The sequence below is a fragment of the Vibrio sp. 10N.222.55.C7 genome, assembly GCF_041473335.1.
Classification (GTDB): domain Bacteria; phylum Pseudomonadota; class Gammaproteobacteria; order Enterobacterales; family Vibrionaceae; genus Vibrio; species Vibrio crassostreae_C.
Genome location: NZ_JBFRSC010000019.1, coordinates 164,205 through 185,127, shown reverse-complemented (window position 1 = coordinate 185,127; position 20,923 = coordinate 164,205). Strand labels below are relative to the sequence as shown.

Sequence of the window (20,923 nt, the reverse complement as noted above, 5' to 3'; positions counted from 1 at the left end):
TAGGAATTAATATGTTTCAGATTCTAAAAGCAGACAAAATGATCGACTTTATGCGTTGGTCAAAGGTTGCCTTTGTTTTTTCTATCTTGATGATTGGTACTGCTATCTTCACCCTAACAACGAAATCGTTGAACTGGGGTCTAGATTTTACTGGCGGTACTCTGATTGAAGTTGGTTTTGAACAACCGGCACACCTTCCTGATATTCGTAGTGCACTAGAAGCCGAAGGCTTTGGTGATGCAACGGTACAGAACTTCGGTTCAGCTCGTGATGTGATGGTTCGTTTACGTCCACGTGATGGCGTAGCGGGCGAAACGCTTGGTAACCAAATCCTTTCTGCTATTGAGAATGGTACTGGTGAGCAAGTTGAAATGCGTCGTATCGAGTTCGTTGGTCCTAACGTGGGTGACGAATTAACAGAAGCGGGTGGCCTTGCTATTCTAGTTTCTCTTATCTGTATCTTGATCTACGTATCAGTGCGATTTGAATGGCGTTTGGCTGCGGGTGCAGTATTAGCACTGGCGCACGACGTTATCATCACTCTGGGTGTGTTTTCTCTAATGCAAATTGAGGTCGACCTTACCATCGTAGCAGCCTTGCTAACGGTGGTCGGTTACTCCCTCAACGATACCATTGTTGTATTCGACCGTATCCGTGAGAACTTCCGTAAGATGCGTAAGGGTGAAGCACCTGAAGTACTGAACAGCTCAATCACACAAACATTGAGCCGTACATTGATCACTTCTGGTACCACGTTATTCGTAGTTATCGCACTGTTCGTTCAGGGCGGCGCTATGATTCACGGCTTCGCGACTGCACTTCTACTGGGTATTACGGTTGGTACTTACTCTTCTATCTACGTTGCATCTGCACTGGCTATGAAGTTAGGTATTACGCGTGAACACCTAATGCCACCACAAGTGGACAAAGAAGGTGAAGAGTTTGACGAGATGCCTTAGGCCTTGGCTTAATAAGTTTCGCTAAACCAAAAAAACCGCTAGGCAACTAGCGGTTTTTTTACGTCTGTTTATTGTCGATAAGATCAACGTAACTTATCGGCAAGTTGAGTTGAATATACTGTCACTAAGAGCACCATTTTCGTATTTCGTATTTCGTATTTCGTATTTCGTATTTCGTATTTCGTATTTCGTATTTCGTATCTCAAATCGCAGATACAAAAAAGCCTCGCTATCTAGCGAGGCTTTGGAGTTTTTATGCGCCCTTAAAACAGAGAGCTTTAACGTAAGGTCTGAATTATTTCAGCATACCTTCGTTAGCGTTCTCACGAACGTGCTTAAGAATAGACTTAACACCACGTGCGCTTGAAGCAACAACATTACCAGAAGTCATGTAATCAGTACCGCCAGCGAAGTCAGTCATGATAGCACCAGCTTCACGAGCGATTAGGTCGCCAGCTGCTAGATCCCATGGCTTAAGGCCTAGTTCTAGGTAACCATCAACACGGCCAGCTGCTAGGTAACATAGGTCAAGAGCAGGAGAACCTGTACGACGGAAATCAGCACAGTCAATGAATAGACCAGAGATGATCTTCATGAAAGATTCAGAGTGTTGTTTTTGCTTGAATGGGAAACCAGTCGCTAGAACAGTACCTTGAAGGTCTTTTAGTTGAGTAACACGCATACGAGCGTTGTTAAGTTGAGCGCCAGCGCCACGTTGAGCTGTGAATAGCTCGTTTAGCATTGGGTCATAAACACAAGCAACTTCTGTACGACCGTTCATGCGAACAGCGATAGATACAGAGAAGTGAGGGAAACCTTTTACAAAGTTGTTGGTGCCATCTAGTGGGTCAACGATCCATTGTACGTCAGAGTCTTTACCTTCAGTCAGGCCTTTCTCTTCAGAAATAATGCTGTGCTCTGGGTAAGATGCTTTGATTGTCTCAATGATCATGTACTCAGCTTCTTGAGCAATGTTAGTAACGTAATCGTTGTTACCTTTTAGAGACGATTCGATCTTATCAGTTGTTTCTAGAGATTTAGCAATATGGTTGCCAGCTTTACGCGCAGCGCGTATCGCAATGTTTAGCATTGGATGCATATGGTTTTTCCCACAAGATGTTAAAGAACAATTTAAAGCGGCGGCGAGTATACCAAAGTTTTACCAAAAGGGAAGTGGTTATTTTTTGAACTCTTGGTTTCACATTACGCGAAGGGTCTGACCATTTTACTTTGCTATGTGTTAATATCTCGCGATTATTTTTAAAGTGGTGTCATATAGCATGTTAGACAATGTAAAAGTCGTTCTGGTTGGTACGTCTCATTCGGGAAATATCGGATCAGCAGCTCGCGCAATGAAAGTGATGGGTTTGAGTCAATTAGTTCTTGTAGACCCTCAATGTGAAGTTGACGAGCAGACCTTAGCACTGGCTGCGGGTGCAGGTGACATCGCAGAAAACGCGACCATCGTTTCTACATTAGACGAAGCCGTAAAAGACTGTGGTTTAGTGGTTGGTTCGAGTGCACGTTCACGTACGCTTGAATGGCCAATGCTTGAGCCTCGTGAGTGTGGACAAAAGTTTGCGATTGAAGGTCAAAAGCACCCAGTCGCATTAGTGTTCGGCCGTGAACGTACTGGCTTGACTAACGATGAGCTTCAGAAGTGCCACTTCCATGTATGTATCCCAGCTAACCCTGAATACAGCTCGCTAAACCTAGCAATGGCAGTGCAGACTCTGAGCTACGAAGTGCGTGTAGCTCACCTTGATATGGTCGCTAGCCAATATCAGCCACAGCAACAAGATGAGTACCCTCGTCACGAAGAACTAGAAATGTTCTATGAGCACCTTGAAAAAGTGATCATTGATACCCAATTTATCTCTAAGGATAAGCCAGGTCAGGTGATGAATAAACTACGTCGTCTGTTCAGTCGAGCTCGTCCAGAGTTGCAAGAGATCAACACTCTACGCGGCATTTTGACTTCAATTGAGAAGAGCAAAAACGACAAATAAAAACCACACAAACCCTAAGGGTGAATACTTGACTAAAATAGTCAACTAAATACTTGACCAATTTAGTCAGGTATGGGAAGATTCCAACCACATAAACAATGTGGATTCGGTGTGATATGAAACTTACATCTAAAGGAAGATATGCGGTAACAGCTATGCTAGATGTAGCACTGCATTCGCAAAAAAGCCCAGTTCCTCTGGCTGATATTTCAGAGCGACAGGGCATCTCATTATCTTACTTAGAACAGCTATTTTCTAAGTTACGTAAAGCTGGCTTAGTTGCTAGTGTTCGTGGTCCTGGCGGTGGTTACCGTTTAGGTGCTGAAGCGAGCGACATCGCTGTCGGAACTGTAATTGCTGCAGTAGACGAATCAGTTGATGCAACTAAGTGTCACGGTCGAGCAGATTGCCAAGGTGGTAGTCGTTGTTTAACTCACACTCTTTGGCGTGATTTAAGCTCCCGAATCAGCAGCTTCTTAAATGACATTACGCTCGGTGAGCTAATGAAAGATAACGAAGTTTTAGAGATTTCTGATCGTCAAGATATCGATCTTGCGGTTAATAATGGTTTTGCACATAAAAATACGAGCACTACAACGATTAGTGCAGCACCTCACGGTGTTAATGCCCGCTCTTAGCGGTCAGTTTTTACATTGGAGTAGAAAATGAAACTGCCTATTTACTTTGACTATTCAGCTACATGCCCAGTCGATCCACGTGTTGCTGAAAAAATGGTTCAGTGCATGACGATGGACGGTAACTTCGGTAACCCTGCATCTCGTTCACACCGTTACGGCTGGCAGGCAGAAGAATCAGTAGATAATGCTCGTGAGCAAATTGCCGATCTACTAAATGCAGACCCACGTGAGATTGTTTTCACGTCAGGTGCTACAGAGTCAGACAACCTTGCTATCAAAGGTGCAGCGCACTTTTACGAGAAGAAAGGTAAGCACGTAATCACGTGTAAAACAGAACATAAAGCGGTTCTTGATCCATGTCGCCAACTAGAGCGTGAAGGTTTTGAGGTGACTTACCTTGAGCCTGAAGCAAACGGCATCATTGATTTAGACAAGCTACAAGCAGCAATGCGTGAAGATACGGTTCTTGTTTCTATCATGCACGTAAACAACGAGATTGGTGTAATCCAAGATATCTCTGCAATCGGCGAATTATGTCGTTCACGCAAGATCATCTTCCACGTTGATGCGGCTCAGTCTGCGGGTAAAATCCCACTAGATGTAAAAGAGATGAAAGTTGACCTTATCTCTCTTTCTGCACACAAAGCATACGGCCCTAAAGGCATTGGTGCTTTGTACGTTCGTCGTAAGCCACGTATTCGTCTTGAAGCACAGATGCACGGTGGAGGTCACGAACGTGGTTTCCGTTCTGGTACGCTTGCTACTCACCAAATCGTGGGTATGGGTGAAGCTTTTGCTGTCGCTAAACAAGACATGCAGAAAGATTATGACCACGCACTAGCACTTCGCGAGCGTCTATTGAAAGGGGTTCAAGATCTAGAAGCAGTAACGGTAAATGGCGACTTAGATCAACGTGTACCACATAACCTAAACGTGAGCTTTGCTTTCGTTGAAGGTGAATCTCTGCTTATGTCTTTAAAAGACTTAGCGGTATCATCAGGTTCTGCATGTACATCAGCGAGTCTTGAGCCTTCATACGTTTTACGCGCTCTTGGCTTAAACGATGAACTGGCACACAGCTCAGTACGTTTTTCATTCGGCCGTTTCACTACGGAAGAAGAAATCGACTACGCGATTGCACAAATCCGTGTAGCAGTAAATAAATTACGCGACATGTCTCCTCTATGGGATATGTATAAAGAAGGGATTGATTTGAACACTGTTGAGTGGGCTCATCACTAATCTCACGGAAATAGAGGATTCGAGGTAACTATCATGGCATATAGCGAAAAAGTAATTGATCACTACGAAAACCCACGTAACGTAGGTTCGTTTGATAAAGAAGATCCAAGTGTAGGTAGCGGCATGGTTGGCGCACCAGCTTGTGGTGACGTAATGAAACTGCAAATCAAAGTATCTGCAGAAGGTATTATTGAAGACGCAAAATTCAAGACTTACGGTTGCGGTAGCGCAATCGCTTCTAGCTCACTAGTCACTGAGTGGGTTAAAGGTAAAAGTATTGATGAAGCAGCTGCTATTAAAAACTCTGAAATCGCAGAAGAGCTAGAGTTGCCACCAGTGAAAGTTCACTGTTCAATTCTTGCTGAAGATGCAATCAAAGCAGCGGTTGCGGATTACAAAAAGAAGCACTAATCGTTTCTACAACGTAATCACTTCAAAAAAGTAATATTTGGGAGCACCCTTTGTGCTCCCCCTGAGTTCTCAATTTATATAAAACACAAGGTTGTAGTATGGCCATCACCATGACAGATACGGCAGCAAGCCGAGTTCAAGCTTTCCTAGATAACCGAGGTAAAGGTATCGGGTTGCGCTTAGCGGTAAAAACTACTGGCTGTTCGGGTATGGCGTATGTACTGGAATTCGTTGACGAGCTCAACGAAGAAGACGAAGTGTTCGAGCATTCAGGTGTTAAGGTCATCATTGATCCAAAGAGCCTAGTTTACCTAGACGGTACTGAGCTTGATTACGTAAAAGAAGGCCTAAACGAAGGTTTTGAATTCAACAACCCTAACGCGAAAGGCGAATGTGGTTGTGGTGAGAGCTTCAATGTATAAACGCCTCAATCGTTGAGCGTTTATAATGAGCGAAGAATAAAATTAGGCTCTAAGTAAAGAGCCTAAACTTAGGACCACCGTTACATGAATCATTTCGAATTATTTGGGCTACCACTTCAGTTTCAACTGGATGGTAGCCTTCTTTCTTCTCAGTTTAGAGATCTGCAACGCCAATTCCACCCTGATAAATTTGCCACGGCTTCTGAGCGAGATCGCTTGCTGGCTGTGCAAAAAGCTGCGCAAATCAATGATGCGTACCAGGTGTTGAAAAATCCAGTCAGCCGCGCTGAATACCTGTTAGTTCAACATGGTGAGGATATTCGTGGTGAGCAGCAGACTATGCAAGATCCTATGTTCCTGATGGAGCAAATGGAATTGCGTGAAGAGCTGGAAGATATCGCCGACAGTTCTGATCCTGAAGATGCTTTGTTTGCATTTGAAGGAAAGGTTAGCAAAATGTATAAACAACAATTAAGCGCTATCCAACAAGAACTCGACAGCGAAGCTTGGTTAGAAGCTGCAGACCGAGTAAGAAAGCTTAAGTTTATTGCAAAATTAAAGAATGAAATCGAGTTAGTTGAAGATCGTTTGATCGGCTAGTTCGTATAACAAGGACACATCCATGGCACTACTTCAGATTGCAGAACCAGGGCAAAGCGCCGCTCCTCACCAGCACAAGCTTGCAGTGGGTATTGATTTAGGTACAACAAACTCATTGGTTGCGTCAGTGCGCAGTGGTGAGGCAAGCACGCTTGTTGATCAACAAGGTCGCAGTATTCTCCCTTCCGTTGTTCACTATCAGTCAGAGTCGTACACCACTGGTGATGAAGCGCGTGTAAATGCACAAACTGATCCTAAAAATACCATTATCTCAGTTAAGCGATTAATCGGTCGTTCACTGTCAGATATTCAACAGCGATACCCATCTCTGCCATATCAGTTTGAAGAAAGTGATAATGGCCTGCCTGTGATTAACACAGCGCAAGGAAATAAGAACCCAATTCAAGTATCTGCAGATATTCTTCGTGCACTCGGTCAACGTGCTGAGTCGACGTTAGGTGGTGAATTGGCTGGTGCCGTGATTACCGTCCCTGCGTACTTTGATGATGCACAACGTGCAGGTACCAAAGACGCAGCGCAACTTGCTGGTCTTCATGTGTTACGTCTTCTTAATGAACCCACTGCAGCCGCGATTGCTTATGGCTTGGATTCAGGTAAAGAAGGGGTAATCGCTGTTTATGACTTAGGCGGTGGTACGTTTGATATCTCTATCCTACGCCTGTCTAAAGGTGTCTTCGAAGTTTTAGCAACCGGTGGTGACTCTGCATTAGGCGGCGATGACTTTGACCATTTAATTGCGGATCATTTCCAAGAGCAAATGGGCTTGTTAGAGCTGACAGCAGAACAGAACCGTATTCTTCTAGACGCAGCAACAGAAGCGAAGATTGGCTTATCTGAAGCTGAAAGCGTTAATGTTGAAGCACTAGGTTGGTCTGGCTCTTTAACTCGTGAAGAGTTCGAAGAGATCATCAAGCCACTAGTTAAGAAAACGCTGCTTTCGTGCCGCCGAGCACTGAAAGATGCGGAAGTTGACGCGGATGAAGTACTAGAAGTCGTGATGGTAGGTGGTTCAACTCGTACCTTACTTGTTCGTGAAATGGTCGGTGGCTTCTTTGGTCGTACTCCATTAACCAGTATTAACCCTGATGAAGTGGTTGCGATTGGCGCATCGATTCAAGCGGATATCTTAGTTGGCAACAAGCCTGACTCTGAGATGCTGCTATTGGATGTTATCCCTCTGTCACTGGGTATCGAAACAATGGGTGGCTTAGTCGAAAAGATCATCCCTCGTAATACCACGATCCCAGTTGCTCGTGCACAAGAGTTTACCACGTTCAAAGACGGTCAAACTGCAATGACAGTACACACCGTGCAAGGCGAGCGTGAGATGGTTGATGACTGTCGTTCACTGGCTCGATTTGCTCTGAAAGGCATCCCGCCGATGACTGCAGGTGCTGCTCATATTCGTGTTACTTACCAAGTGGATGCTGATGGCCTGCTATCAGTTACCGCAATGGAGAAGAGCACTGGCGTTCAAGCTGAAATCCAAGTTAAGCCTTCTTACGGTCTAAGCGACAACGAAGTGGCTAGCATGCTGAAAGATTCGATGACGTTTGCAAAAGAAGACATGCAAGCGCGTGCTCTTGCTGAGCAACGCGTAGAAGCGGATCGCGTTATCGAAGGCCTTATCGCTGCAATGCAAGCCGACGGTGACGAGCTACTTGATGAGCAAGGCAAACAACAACTTGTTCAAGCGATTGAAGCACTGATTGAAGTGCGTAATGGCGACAACGCTGATGCTATTGAACTAGAAATTAAGAATACCGACAAAGCGAGCCAAGACTTTGCTTCTCGTCGTATGGATAAATCAATTCGTGCTGCACTGTCAGGTCAGTCAGTCGATAATATTTAATAGTTAGAGAATAGATAAACATGCCAAAGATTATTGTTTTACCTCACGAAGATCTATGTCCAGAAGGCGCTGTTTTAGAAGCAAAAACTGGTGAGACGGTTCTTGATGTTGCATTGAAGGCCGGTATTGGTATTGAACACGCATGTGAAAAATCGTGTGCATGTACAACATGTCACGTTGTGATTCGTGAAGGTTTTGATTCTTTAGAAGAGAGTGATGATCTAGAAGACGACATGCTAGATAAAGCATGGGGCTTAGAGATGGAATCTCGCTTGGGTTGCCAAGCTAAAGTGGCTGATACGGATCTTGTTGTAGAGATTCCAAAGTACACGTTGAACCTGGCTTCTGAAGACCATTAAGAACCTGTTCTCAGTCATGGCTAATACAGCGATGACTGAGAGAGTTATTGCTTAGACAAACATACTAAGAAAACTGGCCTAGAATATAGATCATAAAGGTGACAGAGCGTCGCTGATAAATATAAGGAAGTGTTATGAGCTTGAAGTGGATTGATTCGCGAGATATCGCAATTGAGCTATGTGATTTGTACCCTGATACTGATCCTAAAACGGTACGTTTTACCGATCTGCATCAATGGGTGCTAGACCTTGAAGAGTTCGACGACGAGCCTAACCACTCGAATGAAAAAATCTTAGAGGCTATTATTTTGTGCTGGATGGATGAGATGGATTAATCCTCTTATCTGATGATTTGGTCGCGGGTTGGCATCAGTCCAATATAAAACGCAGCCAAGTTAACAATTCTTACTAAAAAAAGCGGACCTTATGGTCCGTTTTTTTATCAAAATGACATTTTCCTCCTACATAATGCTAACATCAGTGAGCTAATAAAAAATAATCAGAATCACACTCTCGAAGTGGTTCATGACAAGGAGAAATCATGTCTACACAGATGCCAGTATTTTTAAGTCAAGAAGCTGCCCAGCCTCAGTGGGGAGCAAGAGCTATTTTATCGTTCTCAGAAGCGGGAGCGACAATTCACATTGGTGAAGGCCACGATCTAGGCGCAGTTCAACGTGCGGGTCGTACGCTTGACGGACAAGGTATCGCATTCGTTTCACTTCGTGGTGAAGGTTGGGATCTAGAAAGCGTTTGGGCTTTCTACCAAGGCTACCGTGGACCAAAGAAAAAGAATGCATTGGAATGGGATGCACTTTCAGAAGCCGATCAAACTGAGCTTGAAGCTCGTATTCGCGCAACTGACTGGACGCGTGACATTATCAATAAAACCGCTGAAGAAGTGGCACCTCGTCAACTTGCGACAATGGCTGCAGAATACATCAAGTCAGTGGCACCAGCGGGCACTGTTAAAGCGAAGATTGTTAAAGACAAGGATCTACTAACCGAAGGTTGGGAAGGCATCTACGCGGTCGGCCGTGGCTCTGAGCGTACATCAGCAATGCTGCAACTGGACTTCAACCCAACAGGCGATGAAAACGCACCTGTATTTGCTTGTTTAGTCGGTAAAGGTATTACGTTCGATTCGGGTGGTTACAGTATCAAGCCAGGCCAATTCATGACAGCGATGAAAGCTGACATGGGTGGCGCAGCAACGATTACTGGTGGTTTAGGTCTTGCGATTGAACGCGGTCTTAACAAGCGCATCAAGCTTATTCTATGTTGCGCAGAGAACATGATCTCTGGTCGCGCATTGAAGCTTGGCGATATCATTACCTACAAAAACGGTAAAACAGTTGAGATCATGAACACTGATGCGGAAGGTCGCTTAGTGCTAGCTGATGGCCTGATGTACGCAAGTGCACAAAGCCCTGAGCTGATCATCGACTGTGCAACGCTAACAGGCGCGGCTAAAAACGCATTAGGTAACGACTACCACGCACTATTAAGCTTCGATGATGAGTTGTCTCACCAAGCGCTAACAGCGGCAAACCAAGAGAAAGAAGGCTTATGGCCACTGCCTCTTGCTGATTTCCACCGTGGTATGTTGCCTTCAAACTTTGCTGATCTTTCAAACATCAGCACAGGCGATTACACACCGGGTGCAAGTACAGCAGCGGCATTCCTTTCTTACTTTGTAGATGATTACAAAAAAGGTTGGATTCATATGGATTGCGCGGGTACTTACCGTAAGTCAGCAAGTGACAAGTGGGCGGCAGGCGCAACGGGTATGGGCGTTCGCACACTGGCTCGTCTTCTTATCGACCAAGCAAAATAATAATAAGGGTGAGCGGTATTTTGTGCCGCTCATTCATAAAGCTCAGATCGAAAGATCTCAGTAATTTCAGTATTTAATAACAAAAAAATGAAGTGAAGGAATCCCTATGGCTCTAGAAAGAACGTTCTCAATTGTTAAGCCGGATGCAGTTAAGCGTAACCTTGTTGGTGAAATCTACCACCGTATCGAAAAAGCAGGCCTAGAAATTATTGCTGCTAAAATGGTTCGTCTTACTGAAGAGCAAGCGAGTGGCTTCTACGCTGAACACGAAGGCAAAGAGTTCTTCCCGGCTCTTAAAGAGTTTATGACTTCTGGTCCTATCATGGTTCAAGTGCTTGAAGGCGAAAACGCTATCGCTCGTTACCGTGAGCTTATGGGTAAAACAAACCCAGAAGAAGCGGCATGTGGCACTATCCGTGCTGACTACGCAATCAGCATGCGTTACAACTCAGTACACGGCAGCGACAGCCCTGAGTCTGCAGCTCGCGAAATCGAATTCTTCTTCCCAGAATCTGAAATTTGCCCACGCCCAGCTCAATAATCGGCACAGCAAATGATTCTAAAGGCTTCACTTCGGTGAGGCCTTTTTTGTAAGTGGATTTTACGTTAGAGATAGTTTACCTAGTCGTCATTCCCGATAGTGACTAAGGACCGCAGTCGGGAATCTCTGTTGAAGTTAGAGATTCCTGATATCTCGTCCCTCGATTCTGGAATGACGAGGTTTTAGGAACTGGTGACTATGAATGGAAAGTGACTGAGTAAGTTTTTACGTCATTCCCGATAGCGACGCAGGAGCGTAGTTGGGAATCTTATTCTTATTTCCAGAATTGTAAGTAATGAAAGGTAGCTGTTCAAACTTTAATCACTTAAGTTTGAATGTCTTAGTAAACACAGGGTTTTACAGCCCTTGTTGAACATGCGTAAAGGCTGTACAATTCGCGCCCTTAATTATTGTTCCGTCATTGAGAGGCATCATGACCACAGCTAAAGTCAATCTACTCGATTTTGATCGTAAAGGTCTTCGTAAATTTTTCACAGAAGAACTGAATGAGAAAGCGTTTCGAGCAGAGCAAGTGATGAAGTGGATTTATCACTTCGGTGTCGATGACTTCGAACAAATGAACAACATCAACAAAAAGTTACGTGAGAAACTTCAACGTCGCTGTGAGATTGTTGCACCTGTTGTTTCTGAAGCTCAACACTCTTCAGATGGCACAATTAAATGGGCGATGAGCGTTGGCGACCAAGACGTTGAAACGGTATACATCCCAGATGGTGACCGTGCGACGCTATGTGTATCTTCACAGGTTGGTTGTGCACTTGAATGTAAGTTCTGTTCTACAGCTCAACAAGGCTTCAACCGTAACCTAAAAGTTTCAGAGATTGTTGGCCAAATCTGGCGTGCATCTCGCGAAATCGGCCTAGAAAAAGAAACCGGTCGTCGTCCAATTACTAACGTTGTAATGATGGGTATGGGCGAGCCTCTATTGAACATGAAGAACCTAATGCCATCATTAGAAATCATGCTTGATGATCTAGGTTTCGCACTGTCTAAGCGTCGTGTAACCGTATCAACTTCTGGTGTTGTTTCTGGCCTTGACCAAATGACAGACAACATCGATGTCGCATTGGCTATTTCTCTACATGCGCCAAACGATGCACTACGTAGCCAAATCATGCCGATCAACGACCGTTGGGATATCCAAGACTTCCTAGCATCTGTTCGTCGTTACATTGCATCTTCAAATGCTAACCGCGGTAAAGTAACGGTTGAGTACGTGTTATTGGATCATGTGAATGATGATATGGACCACGCACGTGAACTTGCTGAGCTAATGAAAGAGACGCCTTGTAAGATCAACTTGATTCCATTCAACCCTTACCCGGGGTCGCCTTATAAGAAGCCAAGCAACTCTCGTATTGATCGCTTCCAAAAAACGCTGATGGAATACAACTACACAGTAACCGTTCGTAAGACTCGTGGTGATGATATTGATGCCGCGTGTGGTCAGTTAGTCGGTGATGTGATTGATAGAACCAAGCGTACTAAAATGCTTAAAGCAGCCTCTGAAGCGAACTTGATTGCCGGTGGTGTGATTGAAGTAAAAGCGGTATAAAACGCGATTAGAACCTAAACAAGCCAGAAGTCTTACTTCTGGCTTGTTGCTTTTCTGGGGTGCAGTTTTTGATTTTTTGGACTTCTTGCCCACGCTTTCTTACATTTTTCGTCAAATTTTGGACAAAACCATGAGCTGACGGTAAATTTTGTTTAAAGTGTTTTTGCCTTGTAATGGCATTAGCTTATGATTAACTAATCTTAAATTAATTTAAGTGCTCGCTTGCTACTGATCATCAATATGTCTATTTAGGTTGGCTACTTGATAAACTAGCTTCCTGAGAAGGTCATCCATAACAAATGAATGATGTTCGCCTTTAAGGGTTGATGATTTAGATAGCAGGAAAAATTCCACATAACGTGGGTTGTTAGATTGAGCTTAAACGACAATAAGAAAACGCTCTCCTCAACCTGCGATAATACTTTAGAAGTTCACTCTCTATGAACACAGAACAAGATACACAAACGCAAGAAACCGTAGCTCCAGCTTTGGAAGCGGGAACGCTGCTTAAGAACAAACGAGAATCTCTTGGTTTAACGCAAAAGCAGATTTCTGATCGCTTGAAACTTCGCGTTACTCTGATCCAACAAATTGAAGAAAACCAATTCGAGTCAGATCAAGTGGCGACGTTTATGCGTGGCTATATTCGTTCATACGCGAAATACGTCAATCTTGACGAAAAAGTCGTATTGAGTGCGCTGCATCATGCCGGTGATGCTCAGCATCAAGAGCAAGAAATGTTGAGCTTTTCTCGTAAGACCAAAACCGAGAAGCACAACAGCCGTATTATGATCCTGACTTGGAGTATTTTTGCGGTCATTGCGGGTATCTCCTCACTTTGGTGGTGGCAGAACCAACAACAAGACACCCTATCTCAATCTTTAGCGAATACCGAAAGCTCAGAAGAGCTCGCGGTAGAAGAATCACTTGCCCCTGAATTCACCTCTTTAGAAGTGATTGAAGCTGAACAAAATGAAGCGGGTGCTTCTGTTGTTGAAGATACTGAAGGCCTTGCTGCGATAAGCGATGCGGAAGATACTTCAGATGCTGTTACTCCAGCTGACGAAACTCCTGCACAACAAGCAACAGAGACAGAGCCAACTGCTGAAGCTGTTGCGAATGCAGAAACGGTTGAAGCTAGCACGGCTCCTGAAGCTGTGGCTAACGAACTAGTGATGCAGTTCACCGCTGATTGCTGGATCCAAGTAAAAGATGCAACGGGTAAAACCTTGTCGACTGGCATCAAAAAAGCAGGTCAGTCGTTAAATCTATCAGGAACTGCGCCATATAAAGTGATTCTAGGTGCGCCAGAAGGCGTATCAATGACATTTGCAAGTGAACCTGTCGACCTTTCTGGGTATACTTCAGGCAAAGTAGCTAGAATAACCTTACCTTAGAGTTAATATGCAACACGAATCTCCTATTATTCGTCGCAAATCAACCCGTATTTATGTGGGTGATGTGCCGATCGGTGATGGTGCACCAATTGCTGTGCAATCCATGACCAACACAAGAACAACAGATGTAGCCGCGACCGTTGCTCAAATTAGAGCTCTGGAAAAAGTTGGCGCTGATATCGTTCGCGTATCTGTACCGACTATGGATGCAGCTGAAGCCTTTAAGCTAATCAAGCAGCAGGTCTCTGTTCCTTTGGTTGCTGATATTCACTTCGACTACCGTATCGCACTTAAAGTGGCGGAATACGGCGTTGACTGTCTGCGTATTAACCCAGGCAACATCGGTAACGAAAGCCGTATCCGCTCAGTTGTTGATTGTGCACGTGATATGAATATTCCGATTCGTATTGGTGTTAACGGCGGTTCTCTTGAGAAAGAGATCCAAGAGAAATACACAGAACCTACAGCAGAAGCGCTTGTTGAATCAGCAATGCGTCACGTAGATATCCTAGACCGTCTGAACTTTGATCAATTCAAAGTCAGCGTTAAGGCGTCTGATGTATTCCTAGCAGTCGGTTCTTACCGTTTGCTGGCTAAGCAGATTGATCAACCTCTTCACCTTGGCATTACCGAAGCGGGTGGTGCGCGTGCTGGCTCTGTGAAGTCAGCGGTAGGTTTAGGTATGCTTCTTTCTGAAGGTATCGGCGATACGCTGCGTATCTCGCTAGCGGCTGATCCGGTTGAAGAGATCAAAGTTGGCTTTGATATTCTTAAATCTTTGCGCATTCGTTCGCGTGGCATCAACTTCATTGCGTGTCCGAGCTGTTCTCGTCAAGAGTTCGATGTTATTAACACCGTTAATGCCCTTGAAGAGCGCCTAGAAGACGTGATCACTCCAATGGACGTATCTATCATCGGTTGTGTGGTTAACGGCCCTGGTGAAGCTGAAGTGTCTCACTTAGGTTTAGCTGGTAGTGCACGTAAGAGTGCCTTCTACGAAGATGGTAAGCGTCAGAAAGAGCGCTTCGACAACGATGACCTTGTCGACAAACTTGAAGCTAAGATTCGTGCAAAAGCGTCAGTGCTTGATAAAGCAAATCGCATTGATGTAGAAAACTTAGAAGATTAATACAACGCGATGGGGTGTGATTGTCTATTCGCACTAACACCTGGTCGTGAGAAATTACGGAATAAATACTGTGGCTAAAAATATTCAAGCAATTCGAGGCATGAACGACTGCCTTCCAACTCAATCACCACTGTGGCAGAAAGTAGAAAGCGCAGTTAAAAACGTGGTGAGTGCATACGGTTACAACGAAGTACGTATGCCTATCGTTGAAGAAACAAACCTATTTAGCCGTGCAGTTGGTGAAGAGACAGACGTTGTTTCTAAAGAGATGTACACCTTTGACGACCGCAATGGCGATAGCCTAACGCTGCGTCCAGAAGGCACAGCAGGTTGTGTTCGTTCATGTATTCAAAATAGCCTTATCAACCGTGATGAACAGCGCCTATGGTACATGGGCCCTATGTTCCGTCACGAGCGTCCTCAAAAAGGTCGTTACCGTCAATTCCACCAATGTGGTGTTGAAGTGTTTGGTCTAGACGGTCCAGACGTTGACGCAGAACTTATCATGATGACAGCACGTCTATGGCGTGAGCTAGGTATCGATAAGCACGTTCGCCTAGAGCTGAACTCAATCGGTTCTCAAGAAGATCGCGTAAGCTACCGCACTGCGTTAGTGGCTTTCCTTGAGCAACATATTGATGTGCTTGACGAAGACTGCAAACGTCGCATGCACACTAACCCTCTACGTGTACTTGATACTAAGAACCCTGATGTTCAAGCTATCTTAGGTGACGCACCTCGACTATCTGAATATCTAGGTGAAGAATCGAAGCAACATTTTGCTGGTTTGTGTGAACTTCTTGACGCTGTTGGTATCGAATACCAAGTTAATGAGCGTCTAGTACGTGGCCTAGATTACTACAACCGCACCGTATTTGAGTGGATCACAGATAGCCTTGGTGCTCAAGGTACAGTATGTGGCGGCGGTCGTTACGATGGTCTTGTTGAGCAACTAGGCGGCAAAGCAACAAATGCAGTTGGCTTTGCAATGGGTCTAGAGCGTCTGGTTCTGATGATGGAAACGCTAGAGCTAACAGAAGTTCGTCGTAGCGTTGATGTATACGTAGTTGCTGCTGGCGAAGGTACTATGATCGCGGGCATGCAGTTAGCGAATCAGTTACGCGACACCGTTGAAGGCGTGCGTGTAATGAACCACTTCGGTGGTGGTAACTTCAAGAAGCAATTCAAACGTGCTGACAAAGTAGGTGCTGTTGTGGCGCTGGTACTTGGTGAGAACGAAGTTGCTGACAATACAGTTGTGTTAAAAGATCTGGTTGGCGGCGAGCAAGAAACCGTGTCTCAAACGGAAGTTGCAGAGAAAGTTGCTGCGCTAATCTAATTAGCCATTGAGCAAACGCTCATAATGAATACTAACGTCAGCACTATGCTGGCGTTTAAAGAATTAAAGAGGACAGGAAGTGGAACTTTACGATAGCGAAGAGCAACAAGTTGAAGCCATTAAAGATTGGTGGAAAGAGAACGGTAAAGCCGTAATCTTTGGTGCGGTTATTGGTTTAGGTGGTCTATTTGGCTGGCGCTATTACCAAGATTCAGTAGTTGAAGCGCGTGAAGCAGCTTCAGAAAGCTACACCTCTGTAATTTCAGCTCTTGATGTTAAGGGTGTTGATGCTCAATCTGATATTCAAGCTTTCATCGACGCAAACAAAGATGCTGAGTACTCAGTACTTGCTGCTATGCAACTAGCAAAAGTACAAGTACAAGCAGGCGATCTAGCGGCGGCACTTGAACAGCTCGAGTGGGCAAAATCGGCAACTAAGGACGCGGCACTTGCGCCACTACTTACTTACCGTGTTGCACGTATTAAAGCTGAGCAAGGTGAATTTGACGCAGCACTGACTGATCTTGCTGCTATGACAGATGAATCTTGGAAAGGCCGTGTTGCTGAACTGCGTGGTGATATCTCACTTCGTAAAGGCGACACAGACGCAGCATACAGTGCTTACACAGAAGCACAGCAAGCTGTTGACGCTAGCCAAACGCTTCAAATCAAACTTGACGACCTAGCTAAATAAGGCGCTTTGAATGAAGAAGATGTTTCCAAAAGCGGCGTTGTGTGCGATTGCTCTTGGCCTACTAGCTGGCTGTGCGGGTGAAGAAGACACCGTAATCATGGCTCCAGTCCCAACGGTAAACAGCGAGTTCACTCCTAGTCAGGAATGGTCTACGTCGGTTGGTGATGGTGTTGGTCACTACTTTTCAAAACTAACGCCAGAATTGGCTTACGACAAAGTGTTTGTTGCAAGCCGTGAAGGTATGGTTAAAGCGCTTGATCCTGATACAGGTAAAGCGCTGTGGAAAGTCGATCTTGAGAAAGACGTATTGGCTCGTTTATCGGGTGGCTTAACGGCGGCTTACGGTAAAGTTTTTGTTGGTTCTGAAAATGGCGAAGTGATCGCACTGGAAGAATCGACCGGTGAAGAGCTGTGGCGTGTATCAGTCAATGGTGAGGTGCTTGCATCCCCAGCAACTGATAGCAACATGGTCATTGTTCATACCAGTCGCGGTATGTTGATCGCGTTAGATCAAGCAAGCGGTGAACAAAAATGGACCATCAGTACGGAAGTACCAAGCCTAACACTGCGTGGCGATAGCTCGCCTGTTGCAGTTTCTGGTGGTGTATTCTGGGGTACAGCAAATGGTCGTCTAGCTGCGGCTATCGTTGATCGTGGTCAGCTTATTTGGCAACAGCCAGTAGGCACACCAAAAGGTGCAACGGAAATTGATCGTTTGGTTGATGTTGATGCATCTCCAATTGTTCTTGGTGGCACCCTGTATACCGTAGGTATCAATGGTCAGCTGATTGCTATCGACCTTCGTTCTGGTAAGCCAATTTGGAAACGTAACTACTCATCAGCGATTGATTTAGCAAGTGATGGTAGCCGTTTGTTCGTTGTTACCGACAAAGACCATGTGGTTGCGGTTGATGCGCGTAGTGGTACTGAACTGTGGAGCACTCCATTGTTAGAAAACCGCTTACTGACAGCACCTGCTATTATTAATGGTTATGTAGTCGTGGGTGATACTGAAGGTTATCTGCACTGGTTGGATCGTTCATCGGGTGAGTTTGTTGCTCAACAGCTTGTCGATGATAGCGGCTTTGCGGTTGCACCAATTGAACTGCCTGAAGGCTACTTAGTGACGACTCGCAATGGCGATGTAAAGAAACTAACGATTAGCCAATAAAAGCGTGATATAATTCACAGTCGGCTCCTGGTTGGTAACAGCCAGGAGCCGTTTTGTTGTTAAAAATTAATAAACCGTGTGGTTATAGGTAAGAGTTTAAACTTGCGAACAAGTGCTTACCTATAACTACATTTAGAGAAGAAATTGTAGAGGTTGTTATGGTACCTGTTGTTGCTCTAGTAGGGCGTCCGAACGTAGGTAAATCTACGTTATTTAACCGATTGACTCGAACTCGTGATGCATTGGTTGCGGATTTCCCTGGCTTAACGCGTGACCGTAAATACGGTCATGCTCATTTTAGCGAGCATGACTTTATTGTTATTGACACTGGCGGTATCGACGGTACTGAAGAAGGTGTTGAAACTAAAATGGCTGAACAGTCGCTAGCGGCGATTGATGAAGCTGATGTCGTTCTATTTATGGTAGATGGCCGTGCGGGTCTAACACCTTCAGACGTGGCGATTGCTAAGCACCTACGTCAACTAGAAAAGCCTTCAATGCTAGTAGTAAACAAGGTTGATGGTATCGACCCTGATGCTGCAAGTGCTGACTTCTGGCAACTAGGTGTAGAAGACATGTACCAAATCGCTGCGGCGCATGGTCGTGGTGTTACTGCACTTATTGACCTTGCTCTTAACCCATTCGCAGAAGCGCTAAAAGCTGAGAATGGCGAAGTAAGCGACTTAACTGAGTTTGAAGACGAAGAAGAAGAGCAGGTTGAATTTACAGAAGAAGAAGCTGAAGCAGAATTCAAGCGTCTTCAAGATCAACCGATCAAACTAGCGATCATTGGCCGTCCTAACGTAGGTAAATCAACGCTAACGAACCGTATTCTTGGTGAAGAGCGTGTGGTTGTTTACGATATGCCAGGTACGACTCGTGACTCTATCTACATCCCAATGCAGCGTGACGAGCGTGAATACGTTCTAATCGATACTGCGGGTGTTCGTCGTCGTAAAAACATCAACGAAACGGTAGAGAAGTTCTCAGTGGTTAAAACACTGAAAGCGATTGAAGATGCTAACGTTGTATTGCTGCTTATCGATGCTCGCGAAAACATCTCTGATCAAGATCTAAGCTTGCTAGGCTTTGCGTTGAACGCTGGTCGTTCAATTGTTATTGCCGTAAACAAGTGGGATGGCCTAGATAACGACGTTAAAGAACGCGTTAAGAAAGAGCTAGACCGTCGCTTAGGCTTCGTTGATTTCGCACGTATTCACTTTATCTCTGCACTTCACGGTACAGGTGTTGGTCACTTGTTTGAGTCTGTACAAGAAGCTTACAAGTCAGCGACTACTCGTGTTGGTACTTCTGTGCTAACTCGTATCATGAAGATGGCGACTGATGATCACCAACCGCCTATGGTTCGTGGCCGTCGTGTGAAACTGAAATACGCGCACGCTGGTGGCTACAACCCACCGATTATCGTTATCCACGGCAACCAAGTTCGTAACTTGCCAGATTCATACAAACGATTCTTGATGAACTACTACCGTCGTTCACTAGAAATCATGGGTACACCTATTCGCATTCAATTCCAGAACAGCGAGAACCCATTTGAAGCTAAGACTAACAAGCTGACAATTTCTCAAGAACGTAAACGTAAACGTATGATGAGCATGGTTAAAGGTCGTAAGTAAACCTTTCCAATAGATTTGATACCCGAGCCTGTCTCGGGTATTTTTTTAAGCAAAATTCACGTTAAGCCATAACAATACGTTTTTATCATCATGGCTCAACGAATCAGACTAGATTCCAGAAGAAGAACGATATGACTACTAGCGATTTGATTACACCTGTGTCAGCAATCACACCAACCATCACTCAATTTTGTCATCAGGCTTGGCAGCTCAATGCTAAAGCGCAGTACGTTGAAAGCGACGACAGCAAAACTTACCTGATCACCGACGTGACACCCTTCCACCCAGTGAGTCACATTTGGCCAGATCACCCTGCAGACCAAGGCTTTGTGAGTGTTGGTGACGTGCTATATCCAGTTGAAGACTGCCTTGTTGGTGCTATAGAACAATCTACTGGAAAGCTTCATATCGCAGCAGATATCCCTGTTAAGCGTGATACGGAAGGGTGGGCGTTTGTTGTTGTCCACCAGCTACCTACATCTGCTTCTATGATTAAGGTTAACGACGAAGTCGTGTTGTCGGTTGATAAAGAGTACCAAGCCAGTTTGAGCCGTGGTCACAGTGCTGGCCACATCGCTTTCCTAGCTTTGAATAAAGTATTGGCTGAGCGCTACTGGCGTAAAGATGCGGATAGAAAAGATCCGCTTGGCAGTTACGACTTCAATAGCTACGCACAAGTGACGAGCTTTGTGACTCCAGAGCTGTGTTCCGATAAGTATCGCTTAGGCAAAACCCTGAAGAAGCGTGGTTTGAACGTTGCAGATATGCTAGCAAGTCTTGATGACATCGAAGCTGATATCAACCAAATGATTGCGGGCTGGTTTGCAGAGCCGACGCCAGTTGTAATGCGACTGGAAGGCGAAGCATTAACAGACTCTCGCTATTGGGAATGGCAGTTGGATGCCGACACTTTAGTGTCTATTCCGTGTGGTGGTACTCACATTGAGAACACCTCAGAACTTAAGGCATTATCCGTTAAGTTAACCCAGTTAGATGACCAGCATATTGAAATGCTGACGCATGTAATTCGATGATCTAGACTACAGATCGAAATGGCTTGTGCTGTTTGTTTTGTTTTTGCATGTA

The 20,923-nt window shown here is 44.9% G+C and carries 21 protein-coding genes; 20 read left to right on the top strand and 1 reads right to left on the bottom strand.

The window, feature by feature from the left end:
* Positions 1-11: 11 nt before the first annotated feature.
* On the top strand, positions 12-959 hold the full coding sequence (secF, locus tag AB4482_RS07225; protein ID WP_017062837.1) for a protein translocase subunit SecF: 948 nt from the start codon (positions 12-14) through the stop codon (positions 957-959).
* Positions 960-1,254: 295 nt separating this feature from the next.
* Here the strand turns inward: secF and suhB are convergent, their stop codons facing one another.
* The gene (suhB, locus tag AB4482_RS07220) at positions 1,255-2,058 is read right to left on the bottom strand and encodes an inositol-1-monophosphatase (protein WP_017062836.1); all 804 of its coding nucleotides are present in this window, start codon (positions 2,056-2,058) and stop codon (positions 1,255-1,257) included.
* Positions 2,059-2,239: 181 nt separating this feature from the next.
* Between suhB and trmJ the strand changes: the two genes are divergently transcribed.
* The 19 genes from trmJ to AB4482_RS07125 all read left to right on the top strand — a co-directional run bounded on the left by trmJ (position 2,240) and on the right by AB4482_RS07125 (position 20,871).
* The gene (trmJ, locus tag AB4482_RS07215) at positions 2,240-2,968 is read left to right on the top strand and encodes a tRNA (cytosine(32)/uridine(32)-2'-O)-methyltransferase TrmJ (RefSeq protein ID WP_017062835.1); all 729 of its coding nucleotides are present in this window, start codon (positions 2,240-2,242) and stop codon (positions 2,966-2,968) included.
* A gap of 116 nt (positions 2,969-3,084) precedes the next feature.
* Positions 3,085-3,606, top strand: coding sequence for a Fe-S cluster assembly transcriptional regulator IscR (gene iscR, locus AB4482_RS07210; protein ID WP_010440512.1), 522 nt, complete (start codon positions 3,085-3,087; stop codon positions 3,604-3,606).
* A 27-nt stretch (positions 3,607-3,633) separates the two neighbouring features.
* Positions 3,634-4,848 carry an IscS subfamily cysteine desulfurase gene (locus AB4482_RS07205; RefSeq protein ID WP_010440514.1) on the top strand — a complete coding sequence of 405 codons (1,215 nt, stop codon included), beginning with the start codon at positions 3,634-3,636 and terminating at the stop codon, positions 4,846-4,848.
* A 33-nt stretch (positions 4,849-4,881) separates the two neighbouring features.
* Positions 4,882-5,259, top strand: a complete 378-nt coding sequence (gene iscU, locus AB4482_RS07200; RefSeq protein ID WP_004735094.1) for a Fe-S cluster assembly scaffold IscU — start codon at positions 4,882-4,884, stop codon at positions 5,257-5,259.
* A gap of 98 nt (positions 5,260-5,357) precedes the next feature.
* Positions 5,358-5,681 carry an iron-sulfur cluster assembly protein IscA gene (iscA, locus tag AB4482_RS07195; RefSeq protein WP_010440519.1) on the top strand — a complete coding sequence of 108 codons (324 nt, stop codon included), beginning with the start codon at positions 5,358-5,360 and terminating at the stop codon, positions 5,679-5,681.
* A gap of 84 nt (positions 5,682-5,765) precedes the next feature.
* Complete coding sequence (hscB, locus tag AB4482_RS07190) at positions 5,766-6,281, top strand: co-chaperone HscB (protein ID WP_010440522.1); 516 nt, start codon at positions 5,766-5,768, stop codon at positions 6,279-6,281.
* Between the two features lie 22 nt (positions 6,282-6,303).
* Positions 6,304-8,154 (top strand): Fe-S protein assembly chaperone HscA, encoded by a 1,851-nt coding sequence (hscA, locus tag AB4482_RS07185; RefSeq protein ID WP_017062518.1) that lies wholly within the window; start codon positions 6,304-6,306, stop codon positions 8,152-8,154.
* Positions 8,155-8,174: 20 nt separating this feature from the next.
* Positions 8,175-8,513 carry an ISC system 2Fe-2S type ferredoxin gene (fdx, locus tag AB4482_RS07180; RefSeq protein WP_010440525.1) on the top strand — a complete coding sequence of 113 codons (339 nt, stop codon included), beginning with the start codon at positions 8,175-8,177 and terminating at the stop codon, positions 8,511-8,513.
* Between the two features lie 134 nt (positions 8,514-8,647).
* Positions 8,648-8,848 (top strand): Fe-S cluster assembly protein IscX, encoded by a 201-nt coding sequence (iscX, locus tag AB4482_RS07175; RefSeq protein WP_004740335.1) that lies wholly within the window; start codon positions 8,648-8,650, stop codon positions 8,846-8,848.
* 206 nt (positions 8,849-9,054) lie between these two features.
* Positions 9,055-10,350 (top strand): aminopeptidase PepB, encoded by a 1,296-nt coding sequence (gene pepB / locus AB4482_RS07170; RefSeq protein WP_065584659.1) that lies wholly within the window; start codon positions 9,055-9,057, stop codon positions 10,348-10,350.
* A gap of 106 nt (positions 10,351-10,456) precedes the next feature.
* Positions 10,457-10,891: a nucleoside-diphosphate kinase gene (gene ndk, locus AB4482_RS07165; RefSeq protein ID WP_016797173.1), complete on the top strand. Its 435-nt coding sequence runs from the start codon at positions 10,457-10,459 to the stop codon at positions 10,889-10,891.
* A gap of 433 nt (positions 10,892-11,324) precedes the next feature.
* The gene (locus AB4482_RS07160; RefSeq protein WP_017062516.1) at positions 11,325-12,467 is read left to right on the top strand and encodes a bifunctional tRNA (adenosine(37)-C2)-methyltransferase TrmG/ribosomal RNA large subunit methyltransferase RlmN; all 1,143 of its coding nucleotides are present in this window, start codon (positions 11,325-11,327) and stop codon (positions 12,465-12,467) included.
* A gap of 440 nt (positions 12,468-12,907) precedes the next feature.
* Positions 12,908-13,864, top strand: a complete 957-nt coding sequence (gene rodZ / locus AB4482_RS07155; RefSeq protein WP_372131465.1) for a cytoskeleton protein RodZ — start codon at positions 12,908-12,910, stop codon at positions 13,862-13,864.
* Between the two features lie 7 nt (positions 13,865-13,871).
* On the top strand, positions 13,872-14,993 hold the full coding sequence (gene ispG / locus AB4482_RS07150; RefSeq protein ID WP_009848294.1) for a flavodoxin-dependent (E)-4-hydroxy-3-methylbut-2-enyl-diphosphate synthase: 1,122 nt from the start codon (positions 13,872-13,874) through the stop codon (positions 14,991-14,993).
* Positions 14,994-15,063: 70 nt separating this feature from the next.
* Positions 15,064-16,332, top strand: coding sequence for a histidine--tRNA ligase (gene hisS / locus AB4482_RS07145; RefSeq protein ID WP_017062514.1), 1,269 nt, complete (start codon positions 15,064-15,066; stop codon positions 16,330-16,332).
* A gap of 79 nt (positions 16,333-16,411) precedes the next feature.
* Positions 16,412-17,026, top strand: coding sequence for a YfgM family protein (locus AB4482_RS07140; protein ID WP_017062513.1), 615 nt, complete (start codon positions 16,412-16,414; stop codon positions 17,024-17,026).
* A 10-nt stretch (positions 17,027-17,036) separates the two neighbouring features.
* Positions 17,037-18,197: an outer membrane protein assembly factor BamB gene (gene bamB / locus AB4482_RS07135; protein ID WP_017062512.1), complete on the top strand. Its 1,161-nt coding sequence runs from the start codon at positions 17,037-17,039 to the stop codon at positions 18,195-18,197.
* 158 nt (positions 18,198-18,355) lie between these two features.
* The gene (gene der, locus AB4482_RS07130; protein WP_017062511.1) at positions 18,356-19,837 is read left to right on the top strand and encodes a ribosome biogenesis GTPase Der; all 1,482 of its coding nucleotides are present in this window, start codon (positions 18,356-18,358) and stop codon (positions 19,835-19,837) included.
* Between the two features lie 131 nt (positions 19,838-19,968).
* Positions 19,969-20,871: an alanyl-tRNA editing protein gene (locus AB4482_RS07125; RefSeq protein WP_372131463.1), complete on the top strand. Its 903-nt coding sequence runs from the start codon at positions 19,969-19,971 to the stop codon at positions 20,869-20,871.
* Positions 20,872-20,923: the final 52 nt, after the last annotated feature.